Raw genomic sequence first — 13,906 nt, 5'->3', positions numbered from 1 at the left:
TCAAAAAATCAAATTAAGAAAGTCTGAAAGAGTACCTGAAAATCCTGCTTGAGCCGTGGAGGTGATGGATAATCCGGTTGGTAAAAAACCTGCTCCTCAGCAGAAATAAAGGCAGCATAAAAAGACTGAATGAAAATGATGGAAATGGATAGATTCAGATTAATTTTAGATTTAGCATGATCTAAATCCTCATCATTTTGAAATACCTGAAAATCGCTATCACAGCAGGATTGAGCTTGTAAGACCTGAGCTGCAGGCAAATTTTCACAATCCTCTTTAATATCCTCCTCCATTCCACAACCAATATGTCCAGCAACCAGCATAAGCTGGCTCTCCACCGCCTCTCCCGCACAATAGTGAGTAGCCATAGTCAGCCCAACCTGACTAATCAGCAATAAAAAAGTGAGGAATATGGATAGTATTTTTTTCATTCAAAGCAAAAATACGTAAATATTTTGAGAATGAATTAATAATATTTTGTCCTTTACTACCATTTTCTCATATTAAAATTACTTAACCCATTGTTTGATTAAGTATTCCCCATTTATCTCGATTATCAGGGAATAAACTCCTTTTGGCAATTGCTCAAATTTAAAATGGTAATTTAATCCATCTGATGTCATAAATTTAAAATTGACTTGTTTACCTACAGCATTAAAACATTGAAATGAGGGGTAATCCTTTTTAAATAACTTTGAATATACCGTAAATTTGGTTTCCACAGGATTGGGGTAAAGGTGAACCAACTGTGATAACTTATCATCTTGGAATCCCAGAATTGGATTGACAATTAAGTAAAACAATGTACTTATTGTATCTCCTTGAGGGTCCGAAGCGATAACTGAGATACCTGTTTCTCCAATTCCTCTTTCAAGTAATAAACCAAAGGATAAAGAATCAATTGCGTTTACCACTGAAGTGTTCAAACTTTGTAATTCAAAAGACAAGGTATCTCCATCTGGATCAAAAAAATACTCATTAAGATCAATTCTTTTTCTTTTAAACCCTTCCTCAAAATATTGATTTTCAATAGGTTTGCTAAGTAAGGGAGCTTTATTTACAGCCTTTACATATAGCTGAAAAGAAAGAATTGAAAGTCCTCCATACGGATCCTCTGCCGTAATTGTAATGGTAGTACTTCCAGGTTTTTTTTCAATAATTTTGAGTTCTCCATTTTCTATTACCCAATCAACAATCAATGAGTCTGAAAGATTTACCTTGTATTGAATAGAGTCACCATCAATGTCTTCAAAAAATTCTGATAGATTTAATTGACTTTGAGCAAAACCAACTGGAAGCGATAGGGTATCCTGCTCTTTTAGAAGGATCGGTGCATTATTGAGTGATTTTTTAGGGGAAAATTTCACTACAAATACATCTATCCATTCTTTTCCAGAAGCATGAAGCATTACAGAATCACCAAAGTCCAGAGTATGATTCTCAAACCCACCAGTCAGGTAAATATTTTTTTCATCATCTGCAAAAATTCCATATCCCCTGCTTTCCTTACTGTTCCCTCCATAGCTTTTTGCCCATAATGCTTCACCATCTGCATTAAGCTTAGCGAGAAATACATCGTAATTTTCATCTTTTTCCAGAATGTTATTCTCATCAATTTTTAAAAATTCACCGAAGAATTCTCCTGTTAACCAAATATTGTCCTGAGCATCCAACAATAAATAATTACAATAATTAGAACCATCTCCCTCAAAACTTTTTGCCCAAAGAGTTTCTCCTTGTGAGTCTATCTTTGTTAGAAATACATCATAATCTCTTTTGTGATTTGTCAGCACCTTGGAATTACCTAAATTAAGTGTGCCTGAATGAAAATTTCCTGCAATTAAGATATTGCCCAAAGCATCTATCCCAAAAGAGCTAGTTACCCCAACCAATGGTCCTCCAATCGCTTTCGCCCAGACAGGGTTATTTTGAGCATTATATTTTACAATGTAAATACTATTATTAAATGCCTTTTCGTGCGGGTTTTTTAAAACTAAATTATTTCCAAAAACAGTAGAATCTTCTAAAAATAATCCCTTTTCATACCGATTTCCAACATCATCGAATAAAATGGATGCTTTAGGATTCTGACCATTCCTATCCAGAATTTCGGCACTGACAATTTTTCCTTCCTTATTGTAAATAGCTTCAAAATAATCATAATCAGACACCTTAGTAAGCACCTGGGAAGAACCAAAATCAAGCTGGTCACTATTAGAAGCTCCCTCCATTCTGATGTTTTCCTGCTCATCTAATTGCAAATCTATTATACTCTCTGAATCTAGCCCACTGGCTGACCTTATCCATAGAAGTTCTCCCGATGGACTATATTTTGCAAGAAAAACTTCTAAAGTTGGAAAATCACTTCCTCTATACGCATTGAGCAAAAACTTTTCATTTGTAAATACCAGTGAATCACTGGCAAAAGTTCCTGCTACATAAATATTCCCCTGCCGATCTTTTATAATTCTTTCTCCGGCATCAAAGTGTTTGCCTCTGGCAGAACGCGCCCAGACCGGATGGTATTCGCTTGCATTTACCAAACAATATAATTTGCTTTGGATTTTACCCGGGTTTACCTTCCCGGTACTTACTTTAATATTTTTTTCATTGAGGGAAAATTGAATATCTGGTGTTCTGGGATCAAGATCATCTTTAATATCTACTACCAGAAAAAAATTATTTGACCCCAGTAATTTCTGTTCCAACCCTCCGAAAATAATTTCATTTCCTTCTATGATAAAATTCGAAGAAATAACCTGATTATCTTCCTGAGTTTCAAAGTCGTCATCAGCTGATCCGATTAATCTGATTAAACTAAATTCCGCATTGATCTCACGATTTAAACCAAACCGAATTTCATTTAAAGTAGTTGTTGAAGTTGGCTTAAGGCTAAAACCAAGAACTGCAGCATTATTTTTATTCTCCCTTTGAATAAGGTTTTTCACAATTCCATTCTGAACCTTGGATAGGTTGATGGAAAGTAATGGTTGACCAAATTTGGCAATAAACGATTCATCAATATTTTGCTTTATTAAAGAAATTGAATCTCCAATTTCAAGTGTTTCGCTGTCATAAAACCCTGTAAGATATACATTCAGATCATGATCAACTGTGGTATATGGGAAATTATCCCATCCTTTATCCCCAATAGAAGTTACCCAATTAACCTGCCCTTCCTGGGTTAACTTTGTTAAAAATATATCAAAATCACCTTTGCTCTCCAGAGATATGCCATTTCCTATCTCAAGAGATTTACTTACGAAAGAACCTGCCAGATAAATATCATTCAAATGATCTATTGAAATAGAATAAATATGGTCATAATCATCTCCAGCAAAAGCTTTAGCCCAAAGACTTTTTCCTTCTGAATCAAATTTAGCCACAAAAGCATCGACCTTATCATTGGAATCATAGGAGAGCCTTATTCCATCTCCAAACTCTATCATCTCATTAAATTCCCCTGCCAGGTATATTTCGCCATTACTGCCTACTTCCATTGCATGTAAATTGGTGGAGTCACCTGCAATTTTTTTCTTCCACACTAAGTGGCCTTTATCATCCAGTTTCAATAGAAAAGGCTGTTTTTGGGTAGGGTTATGAATGAATTCATTCGGTTCAATTTCCAATGTAGAACTTTCAAAGCTTCCCGTAACATACAAAAATCCATTAGGGTCTGTTTTTATGGCCTCCACTTCATCTGCTTTTTCTCCCTTAAAACTTTTCTGCCAAACCAAGTTTCCATCACCAGTAAACTGCGCAATAAATATATCAGATGAAGACTCAGTAGGATCAGAATTTTCCAATATATTCCCATCTGCCCAATCCAGTTTGGCTCCTTTAAATTTTCCTAATAATGAAACATTACCCTGAAAATCAATACAAACTGACTCACCTTCGGAAATACTGTTTCCCTGAGTAGTTTTGGCCCAAATAATTTTCCCATCAAAAGAGTATTTGGCTATAAACAAACTTCCTTTTTCATTTCCCTGAATAACCTTTCCATCCCCAAAATCAAGAAAATCACCATAAAATTTTCCGGTCACAAATATATTGCCCTTTCCATCTGTAACTATATCCTTGGTGAAATTTGTTCCTTCACCAATAATTTTTCTTGCCCATAAAGCATTTCCATCTGTATGATATTTGACGATAAAAAGCTGTGAATTTTGCGAATTATCTGTTAAGTAGACTGAATCCGTAAACTTGATAGTATCACTATAAAAAAAGCCTGTTGCGTAAATAAACTTTTCCCGATCTGTTGTGATTTTAGTGATAAAATCAGACGCTTGGCTTATAATTGGTTGTGCCCAGGTGACTTTTGGAGAAGGCAGATGTATGTCTTCAGCAAAGTTATATTTAATACTTTCTATTTTTTGAGTTTGTACCAGACCCGAGGACAAAGCAATATCAGGCTTATCAAAGGAAAATTGGATAGGTTCGGTATTTTCATCCACATCTTCAGACACATCGGCTATTAAAAAGTAGGATTTATTTTCAGTAATGATTTCATCCAGACCAGTAAAAGAAAGTGTTTTTTCCGAGATAATTGAATTGAGTATATACTCATGATTATCTCCATTGGTATTGTATTGTTGGTCCGTGGATGATACCAACCTGAAATTAATTAAATGGCCATTAATAGGGCGGTTAGCATGAATGGAAATATTTTCAAATTTTGTTGATCCATTTGGAAAAATGGTAAAGCCCAGCAGGACAGGATTTTTAAGTTTAGGACTCAATGGATTCTGGGCAATATCATCCCCAATCTGTTTTATAGAAGTATTATCAGCCTCTTGAGCATACTTAATGAAGAACAAATCTTTCTTGCTCCCATAAGTAGAGTAATTATCAAGTTTTAATGAATCATTTACATAAAGGGCTTTCCCTTCGAAATGACCTGTTGAATAAATATTTCCTTCTGGGTCAAGATCAATGGAGGCAATTTCATCATAATCTCCTCCTCCAAAAAGTGTTGCCCAATTCTCCTCTCCATTTTTATTATATTTCAATAAAAAGGAGACATCACTTGTACCTAAAGGGCTCTTAATTATAGTATTGTTAAAATTAATCTTTCCCACTCCGGAGTGACCTGCTACAAATAAATTTCCCAGCTGATCGGTTTTTATAGCATTACCTTTTATATCCCCGAAAATAGCTCTCATCCATTGGGCCTCTCCATTGGGATTGTATTTTACAACAAACATATTCCTGGTACCCAGCATTCCGGTACGATACTTTAACCTCACTGAATTTCCAAAGTCAATGACCATAGAATTATATGTTAAGGTTTGATATGGAATTGTTCCAGTTACATACACATTTCCGAGGATATCTGTGGTGACGCTTCGGCCAATATCATCTTTGGGAGAGCCTGCATTTTTTGCCCACTTTAAATTTCCATTATTATCATAAGCTGCAATAAATATATCTTTCCCTCCTACTGAAGTCAGAATTTTTCCATCTCCAAAATCCAATTCAGGGCTGTCATACCAACCAGTCAAAAATACATTGTTATGAGAATCAATTGCAATTGACTCTAGAAAATCATAGGAAGAACCTTTAACTGCTTTTGCCCATTGAGGTTTTCCTTCACTATTAAGTTTAGCAATTACTGTGTAATTGTCATTTTCAATTGGTTCGGATAATTTTATGCCATCACCAAAGTCGACTTCTGAATAAAAATTTCCGCTTACAAAAACATCTCCTGCCTGGGATACAGCTAAACCTTTTCTCACCCAGCCAAAATTACCAGTTGGGTAATTCACCCACTGCGTAATACCATCAGGATTTAGTTTTGCAATAAATACCCTCGATCGGTTAGGAGGATCTGTGAAATTTTCCTCCCCAATTCCCTTAAATTCTCCATGCTGAATTTCCCCAGTAAGGTAAATATTTCCACTGGCATCAGTTTTTACTGTTGGAGTTTCCGTGGCGCTATAGGCGGTTACCCAAAGAGGATTTAAGTACTTATCGAATTTGGCCACAAAAATGGAATAGTGGGTAAAAACCGGGTTGGGATTCTCCACACGGACTGTATTACTCAATATCAATTCCTTATTTTGGAATTTCCCCGCAATAATAATATTTCCATCAGGATCAACATTGATAGCTTCACCAAGCTGGTGACCCAAATTAGGAAATGATTTGGCTATGACCGGGTAATAACCATTTTCGTTTTCTACAAAATTGGTAAATTTATAATGCTCACCATTTACAGTTTTTGGGTAAACAAATCCATTGCTAACTGTAACGCCCTCATGATTAAGGGAAAAGGAAATATCTGGAGTACCTTCATATATTTCATCGGAAATATCCGCAACAAAGAAGTAATTTTTACCGGCTGATAATTCTTCTTTTAATTCAGTAATAAAAATTTGTTTGCCTGAAACTTTAATATTGGCTGCTACCAGGGAATTATCATCCTGGCTGCTTAGCGAATTGTCTGCTGAATTAACCAGTCTTATATTTTCCAGATCAGTGTTCAGATGTCTGTTGGCATCAACAATTATCTCCTTCAATTCAGATGAACCCTCAGTTTTTAATGAAAAGCCTAAAAATCCAACTTCCTGCTCACCGGCAAGAATATTCCCATTTTTAAGACCTTCTTCAAGCGGGTGAATCAGTACACTATTTTGGGGAGCTTGGAGTTTAGCAAGAAAAATTTCTCTGTCTTCATTAGATTTTATTACACCTTCCCCGAAACCAGTTAAATTGGTTTTGAAATTCCCAGTGACGAAAATATTCTTTTGGCTGTCTACTTTAAGATCCTCAGCTCTCGATCCAGAATTTCTCATTCCCCACTGCGCCTCTCCATCTTCATTTAATTTTACCACAAACAGACTAATACCTAAATTTGACTTCACAAGCTCTATGGTATTACCAAATTTGATACTATCTTCAAAAGACCCACTCAAGTAGATGTTAAGCTCATCATCAATATCAATACCATAGAATTGTTCAGAAACATACTCTCCATAAGTATTTGCCCATTTTATATCTCCCTTGCTATTTAGTTTAGCCAGAAACAAATCTGAATTATCAATAATAGTAGGCTTTATCGCCTTAATTCCATTTCCAAAATCAATTTCATCACTATAAAAATGGCCGGCTAATACCATATCACCAGCAATATCAACCTCTATTCCATTGAGGTAAATACTATTATTCCCATTAAAGGTCTTTACCCAGGAAAGTGTCCCATCTGGCTTAATTTCAGAAAGGAAAAACCCATAAGGATTTAAGTTTTCATATTGTAATTTCCCATTGAAGTAGAGGTCTTCTCCTACCTTATTTCCTCCCCAATAAACATTTTCATCACTATCTACGGCAATATAAAAAGCGTTCATAGGACTTGCACTATTTACTTCATTAGTCCAGGTTAATTTTCCATCACTATCAAATTTTGCAATAAACCCACTTGTATACACTGTTTGTTTTAATATCTTCTCCCCTCCAATATTTAATTGCCTGCTTGAAAAATATCCTGAAATAAATATATTATCATGATCACTTATTTCCAGCACATTTACATATTCGTTTGACTCTCCGTAAATGATTTTATGCCATTCTACATTTCCCAGGGAATTTAATTTTAATAAAAAAATATTTCTATTGGAAGATGGTAAAGATGGCTCTCCGGATAATTTTATCTGATTGTCAAAATCGAAAGCATCTCCAGTAAATATTCCGGTCAAATAAATATCACCTTTACTATCCAGCGCCATATCAATGACTTCTGTTGCATATTTCCCACTAAAAGTCTTTACCCATTCAATATTACCAGCCTGATTGTATTTCGCTATAAACCCATTCTTTTTATTGGCATACGTCTCCTCTTTATCCGGATTGATTAAATAAACATCCTCACTGAATTTTATGGTATCACTGTAATAATATCCCGCTATATAAGTCTGATTTTTGATATCCACTGCCACCAGTTTACTATATTCGTTAGATTCTCCAGCAGGATAGCGAACCCATTCAGTAGTATACTGAGCTAATGCAATGTTGACCTGAAATAGAAACAATATCAGAAAACCAGCAGTTTTTGTATTAAAGTAGTCTGATGCTTTAAAAATGACCAAATTATATTTTTTAAGTTTCATAGCGGCTGATAGACAAAAGAACCTCGTTGTAATGAAAATCTGTGATAATCTTTTTTAGGTTAGATGAAAAAGTAAAATTGGATTTTGGAAAAATAAAGTAGTAGATTATTATTCTAGTAGGAATGAAAAATTGGACTCTATGCAATTTTATGTTATTTTTTTGAAAAAGCCAATAACGGATATAGTCCCTTTAGAGTTGTTAAATAACTCAGGGAAAAATTACACCCTATTCAATTCTTCCAATAAGGCTTTTCTTTTTGGGTATTTTGCTTTCAGATGGCTAATTATTTCAACAGCGCGTTCTTCATTACCCAGTTTTATGATTTTTCGCAAATAATTACAGGCAGTTTGGTAGTGTCTTCTCCCTACATTATTTCTCAAATAATTTAAAATAGCCTGTCCATATAATTCAGTGATTTCTTTTTGATAATCTTTCTGGAGGTATTTTTCAAAATGATCAAGCTGCCTTAAGTCTGGTTGTTCTTTTACTAAAAGAAATAAACGGTCCCAGCATTCCTCATTGATGTAAATTTCGGCCAGCAGATTCCTGTTTACCCAGCTCCTACCTGACTTAATTTCCGAAATCATTTCCTCCACAAAAGAATGCCATTCATTTTCTGGAATTTGCTCCTTTAATATTTGATAGAAATCCCGTTCATTGTGGAAACTTTCAAGGAATAAAGGTCGTGCATATTTGATGATATCTTTTTTATTGCCCTGTATTTGTGCAATTTCCATTAACTGAATTTGTCCTTCTCTCACCAGACCAGGTCGGGCTTTTTTATCACGTTTCATTCCATCCTGAGTTAGTTGAATGGCTTTTTCAAAATCCTTTTTGTCCAGGGCTTTGTCAATTGCTATTTTTCTGAGTACTGGATTTAAGAGATGTTGATTTAAATAATCTTCGGCAGCTTTTTCTCCTCTGGTTTTAATTAACAAACTATAGGTGAATATTTCAATTTGTTTCTCTTCATACTCAGACGGTGGCTTTTTTTCCAACAATTTAAAAACAAGATCTAGTTCTGGTTTCGTTTTCGATAAAAAGACTGCCATTTTCAACATCTCCATATGCCAGTCCCAGCCATCAAAGAACCTTTCCCGAAAAGCCTGAATAGCATAATTAAACAACATAGTCCTAATTTCTTCAGGTATGGCCTCTTCTGTAACCAAACCCAATAACATTTGGTAAGCATAGTCTATGTTTCCCCCAATATCGCCATTGCTATCATCAGAATATTGGAGTGCACCGGTAAGTTCCTCCATGATGGCTGTATAGATATAAATTCCCTGGGTATATTGCTGATGAACAATATGCCGATCAGCCATATTCAAAAGGTTTACCATAGCCATACCTACCCGCCTTGCAGCCGACCAGTCTATAAAGTGATCTCTTCCTCTTTCCGATTTGAGAATTGATTTAATCAAAGCTGTGAAATGTGCTTTGGATTGCTCCTGGTTATACTGGGGAAATGAAGTAATTAATAAATTACCCAAAGCAGGGTTACCAGTAATGTTATCCAGTAAAAACTGTTTTAGTTCTTTGTGGGAAACCTTTTCCAATATCTCCTTTACCTGAGCTTTCTTTGATTTAGTTTTTTGTACAGCAACTCTCTTTTTGCGTTTAGGTTGCTCATCCAGGTTTAATTGTGATTGTTGCATATAAAAAATCACTCCGACTACATGTTTACAAATAGGTCCCAAATCATAAGGACAATCACAGTCATATCTGGTAATTATGCCTTTCTTCAGCTTCAGTCTGACAGTATACGTTTCTGTTCCTTCCACTACAGCCTCATACTCTCCTCCACCCAGTTCCTCCACTTCCTGGATATTCCCTTTTTCAAAATAGGATAAACCTCGCTTTAAAATAGTTTCATCTATATATTGTTCAAATTCATTTAGCGGAAATTGTATGCCATCTATATTTCTTGTCCACATGATCTGGCGTTTTTTATTTGCTATTTTAATTGAATAAAGTTACGGTTTGTTATTTAGATTGAAAAAGGGTAGGGGTTACTATTTAGGGGGAAATTTAATCTGTACACACAAAATATTTCGTTAAAAGAAATTTAGAAACTCAGTATATAAATTTAATTAACCCCTGGAAGTTTAATTCCCTATCCTTCTTCCTCATCAGCTTTCCCTTTCAATTACATTTTAATTCCAAAGTAATTTCACTCCTATTTGAATAAAAACAGGATTTCATCATAAAAAACTATCCAAAATAACGGATAATTAAAATTTTTTCGTCCTATATTTACGCCAAAATAATTTTTTTATATATGATGCTGACAAACGATACAGTAATCAACTTTTTGAAGAAAAATCAGGTATTCTCCCTTACCGAATTAGAAAAAGAATCAGGCTTACCCAATGGTCTTTTGAGCAAAGTTTTAAGGGGAGACCGTAAGCTTAATAGCAACCATCTGAAAAGCATTAAACCGGTTTTAAAAAAGTACGGTTTTCAGGATAAGATGGGGAAAAAAGCCGCAAAAGTCATTTGCATTGTCAATCACAAAGGTGGAGTTGGGAAAACTACTACTACCATTAACCTGAGTAAAGCTTTTTGTATGAAAGGTAAAAAGGTTTTGGTGATTGATATGGACTCTCAGGGAAATTTATCTCAGGGTTTTGGTTTGGATGAACCTGAAAGACAGGTGGTAAATTCTTTATTGAATGAAGAACCGCTGCCCATTTTCAAAGTTGATGATAACCTTGATATTGCCCCAAGTGATCTGGAACTTGCCGGAGCCGATTTAGACTTAGTGCAAACCATTGGTGGGTTTAACAGGTTGAATAAATCAATCCGACCAGTGGTAGATAAATATGACTATATCCTGATAGACTGTCCTCCCGCGCTTAATATTTTTACTACCAGTGCCATGGTGGCTGCCAATAGTTGCCTGATCACCCTTCAACCGGAAATTTCAGCGATTAAAGGATTGGATAAAATTCTTTCCACTATTGAAAAAGTGCAGGAAGAAATAAACGAAGATTTGAAGATAGAGGGAATAGTTTTTACTCTGGTGAAAAAAAGACTGGTGGTTCATCAAAGCAATATGGACTACATCAAAGAATCTCTTCCTGGTTTTAACATTTTTGAAACCATGATTAGAGAGAATGTAGCATTAACAGAGGCACAATCTGCTCAAACGGATATTTTTTCCTATGATAAAAATTCCCACGGAGCAATGGACTACATGAATCTAGCTGAGGAGATTTTATCAAACGAATAATCAGGAGCATTAATGGCAAAGAAAAAAGACTTATTTAAATCCTTAAACCAGGGCGTTTTAAAACAAAATAAAAAAATAATAAAGACTGAAGGAATAAAGGAAAACATTACCATTTTACCTGAATTCCTTAATCTGATTCCGCCACTAAAAACAGAAGAATTTCAATCACTTGAGGAAAACATTCTTCAACATGGATGTAGAGATGCCCTGCTTGTTTGGGAAAAAGGAAATGAATACCTGCTGGTGGATGGCCACAACAGATATAAAATTTGCACCAAACACGGACTGGACTTTAATGTGAAGTTGCTTCACTTCGAAGATAATGAAGAAGTGAAAAACTATATGATTAATAACCAGCTTTCCAGAAGAAACCTTACGCCTGAGCAGCAAAGTTATTTGAGAGGCCTCAGGTATGTAAACGAAAAATCTCAGGGACAACGGACAGATTTAACTTCGGGTCAAAATGACCTGAAGTTAGAAACTGCTGATAAACTGGCTCAGGAATTTAAAGTAAGCCCTAAAACCATAAAGAGAGATGCACAATATGCCTCAGGTCTTCAGAAAATAGGGGAGGTTAACCAGGAACTGAAAGACGGTATTCTAAAGGGTGATGTAAAAGTGAAAAAGAGCGATATTCAGGCATTATCAAGGGTGGAGAAAATTGAGGCGATTCAGGATGAAAATGAAATTTCGAAATTGATTAAAAAAGAGAAACCTGTTTCCGCTTCTTCTAATCCTACAGGTCTGGCACTTGAAAAAGCAAAAAAGAAAATTATTTCCCTTACCGAAAAGCTCGGGGATAAATCAGATAACCTGAAAATTACGGCTAACCTGGAAACAGAACTTAAAAAACTAAGAAAGTTACTTGAAGAAAAGTTATAATAACACTACTAAGGAACTGGAAATGAATTTATCTGTTCGTTTCCAGTTCTTTCTCAACCCTCATATATTTTATTCATTCCCTGTTCTTTCCCTCATCAACATCACTCTTCTCCTTTTTTCAGTTTTTTAATACTTTCTTCAGGCTTAAATTTCTCAGGCTCCTGGCTGGTGTTTTCTATCACAATTTTCCTGATTTCACTATGCGATCTTTTATTGATATTTTCCAAAAACTCAAAATCAATTCCCTCTTTAAAATTCACATTAGTTACCTCAGTAGCAAAGTCACGACCTTTTAATAATAATGTAGGCAATTCTTCATCTTCAAGTGGTTCTCCATTGAACAACACTTTTCGGCCAGCATAATCTATCTGGAAATAATCCGATTGGGTGCCACCGTAATTTTCAATATTCTTTAATAACTTTTCTTTTGTCGCTTCAAGTTTTAAGAATGCTTCCAGCCTTTTGTTGTTAGCCAGCTCCTTTAGGGTTTCTTCGCATTTAATGAAATATTGCCGGGCCTCATTTCCTTTTTCATTGTTTTCTACCATGCAAAGTTGCTTGGCCATGTTTAGCGTAAGCATGAAATCATAACCATTTCTACCTCCTGTTCCTTTTACTAAAATTTTAGTAAAAGCCTTTCCCTCCTCAAAACTGTACTTTTTTATTCTATTATTGATCCAGTCGTTGAACCGGGATTTTACTTCCAGAAAAGTGTGGAGCTCTCTGGCATTAACCAATCTGCCATTGTAAATCTTTATTAATTCCATTTTCTTCAATTAAATCACCGTTTTTACGAAATTAAGGAAAAAGAAAGATAAGTTTAACCGCTCTATACATAATTCTGTTTTTGGGAAGCATAAATTTTAGTAAAAAAGTTATGCTTCTTTATAAATTATACTAATTCTATAATTTATATAAGTTATACACTCGTAACAAAGCATACTAAATATTGATAATCAGTTAGTTACAAGATTGGAAGAGGTCAAAGGTGTCCGCTTTTTCGTCAAAGGTGTTCGTTTTTACGTCAATAGTGTCCTGATTCGCGTCAATAGTGTCCTGAATTGCGTCAAAAGTGAACTCCTTTGCCTGCTCAAAGTTATAGAAATTGGACTATGCGTCAAAAGTGTCCAGTATAAAATGTGGAAGCTTCTCTGGAATCAATTAAGACAGGTATTCGCGTCAAACTAAAAAGTTCTAGTTTGCTTCTACATAAATAGATTGGGATTATAAAAGTTGGAAGGAAAGCTTTTGCGTCAAAGGTGTCCGTTATTTCCAATTTTTAAGTGCGTCAAAGGTGTCCTTATTCAATGATTATGGATTGCGTCAAAAGTGTCCCTCATTCGTCAAAGGTGTACACCTCTTCGTCAAAAGTGTCCTGCATCAGGTAGAAAACTGTATGAAAAATTCGTCAAAGGTGTCCTGAATGGCTTATTTAGGCATTATTTCCTATCGTCAAAAGTGTCCGATCTGCGTCAAACCCATTTGGGATTATGCTAATTAGATGTAAAAACCTTCGTCAAAGGTGTCCAATAGTATCGTCAAAGGTGTCCTTTTTTTAATGATTATGGATTGCGTCAAAAGTGTCCCTCATTCGTCAAAGGTGTACGCTTCTTCGTCAATCAAAACGGGGATGAGTTGCAAAATTTTGTTTCGTCAAAGGTGTCCAACACTTCGTCAAAA

6 protein-coding genes are annotated in these 13,906 nt (G+C 35.2%); 2 read left to right on the top strand and 4 right to left on the bottom strand.

What is annotated here, in order from left to right; genetic code table 11:
* Positions 1–8: 8 nt before the first annotated feature.
* The 3 genes from A3EM_RS0118345 to A3EM_RS0118335 form a co-directional block, all read right to left on the bottom strand.
* The gene (locus tag A3EM_RS0118345; RefSeq protein WP_020529701.1) at positions 9–431 is read right to left on the bottom strand and encodes an HYC_CC_PP family protein; all 423 of its coding nucleotides are present in this window, start codon (positions 429–431) and stop codon (positions 9–11) included.
* 78 nt (positions 432–509) lie between these two features.
* Complete coding sequence (locus A3EM_RS0118340; protein ID WP_020529700.1) at positions 510–8,108, bottom strand: SBBP repeat-containing protein; 7,599 nt, start codon at positions 8,106–8,108, stop codon at positions 510–512.
* A 219-nt stretch (positions 8,109–8,327) separates the two neighbouring features.
* Complete coding sequence (locus A3EM_RS0118335) at positions 8,328–10,046, bottom strand: SWIM zinc finger family protein (protein WP_020529699.1); 1,719 nt, start codon at positions 10,044–10,046, stop codon at positions 8,328–8,330.
* Between the two features lie 344 nt (positions 10,047–10,390).
* Here A3EM_RS0118335 and A3EM_RS0118330 point away from each other — a divergent pair, with 344 nt between their 5' ends.
* Both A3EM_RS0118330 and A3EM_RS45970 read left to right on the top strand, forming a co-directional pair.
* Complete coding sequence (locus A3EM_RS0118330) at positions 10,391–11,344, top strand: ParA family protein (protein WP_020529698.1); 954 nt, start codon at positions 10,391–10,393, stop codon at positions 11,342–11,344.
* Positions 11,345–11,356: 12 nt separating this feature from the next.
* Positions 11,357–12,226, top strand: a complete 870-nt coding sequence (locus A3EM_RS45970) for a ParB N-terminal domain-containing protein (protein WP_020529697.1) — start codon at positions 11,357–11,359, stop codon at positions 12,224–12,226.
* 101 nt (positions 12,227–12,327) lie between these two features.
* On the opposite strand, the gene A3EM_RS45965 is transcribed toward A3EM_RS45970, so the two are convergent.
* The gene (locus A3EM_RS45965; protein ID WP_020529696.1) at positions 12,328–12,993 is read right to left on the bottom strand and encodes an antA/AntB antirepressor family protein; all 666 of its coding nucleotides are present in this window, start codon (positions 12,991–12,993) and stop codon (positions 12,328–12,330) included.
* Positions 12,994–13,906 lie beyond the last annotated feature (913 nt).

This window comes from Flexithrix dorotheae DSM 6795 (genome assembly GCF_000379765.1).
Lineage (GTDB): Bacteria > Bacteroidota > Bacteroidia > Cytophagales > Flammeovirgaceae > Flexithrix > Flexithrix dorotheae.
Note: the sequence above shows the minus strand (reverse complement) of the source record. Positions and strands in the feature narration are given on the sequence as shown.

Excerpts from the sequence above, each read along its gene's own strand:
- A3EM_RS0118345 (WP_020529701.1), bottom strand. The coding sequence starts at position 431 with ATGAAAAAAATACTATCCATATTCCTCACTTTTTTATTGCTGATTAGT.
- A3EM_RS0118340 (WP_020529700.1), bottom strand. The coding sequence starts at position 8,108 with ATGAAACTTAAAAAATATAATTTGGTCATTTTTAAAGCATCAGACTAC.
- A3EM_RS0118335 (WP_020529699.1), bottom strand. The coding sequence starts at position 10,046 with ATGTGGACAAGAAATATAGATGGCATACAATTTCCGCTAAATGAATTT.
- A3EM_RS0118330 (WP_020529698.1), top strand. The coding sequence starts at position 10,391 with ATGATGCTGACAAACGATACAGTAATCAACTTTTTGAAGAAAAATCAG.
- A3EM_RS45970 (WP_020529697.1), top strand. The coding sequence starts at position 11,357 with ATGGCAAAGAAAAAAGACTTATTTAAATCCTTAAACCAGGGCGTTTTA.
- A3EM_RS45965 (WP_020529696.1), bottom strand. The coding sequence starts at position 12,993 with ATGGAATTAATAAAGATTTACAATGGCAGATTGGTTAATGCCAGAGAG.